This window comes from Bartonella sp. AA81SXKL (assembly GCF_042196945.1).
In the GTDB taxonomy this organism is placed as follows: domain Bacteria; phylum Pseudomonadota; class Alphaproteobacteria; order Rhizobiales; family Rhizobiaceae; genus Bartonella.
In genome coordinates this window covers 1-348 of the sequence record NZ_JBHIRH010000210.1, presented here as the reverse complement: position 1 = coordinate 348, position 348 = coordinate 1, and the positions used below count along the sequence as shown (strand labels likewise).

At 35.6% G+C, this 348-nt stretch carries 1 protein-coding gene; it reads right to left on the bottom strand.

All coding sequences use genetic code 11. The features are described 5' to 3' along the window. Window positions 1–239 (bottom strand): serine dehydratase beta chain (locus ACFINZ_RS10645; RefSeq protein WP_375701500.1); only part of this gene is annotated, 239 nt, incomplete at its 3' end. Between the last annotated feature and the right edge of the window lie 109 nt (window positions 240–348).

The window sequence follows — 348 nt, the reverse complement described above, 5'->3', positions numbered from 1 at the left end:
GCTTCTTCTCCTAAAAGTCCTAATATAACAGCTCTATCTGTAGCATGACCAACTCCCGTAAAAGCTAATGAACCATAAAGATAGACACGTATATGAGAAATCCCAGTATGAGATGATCTTAAAAAATTGCATCTCATAATCTCTCGCAAAAACATATTAGCAGCAGTCATCGGCCCCATCGTATGGGAGCTGGATGGACCAATACCAATTTTAAAAAGTTCAAAAACAGATAAAAACACCAACCACCTCAAAATCAAATATGAATTTTGGGTGCACGCCTTTTTATCACTTTTGTCCCATTTAAAACTAAATAGCGAGATAAGCTAAGAAAATAACAGCAATAAAAAC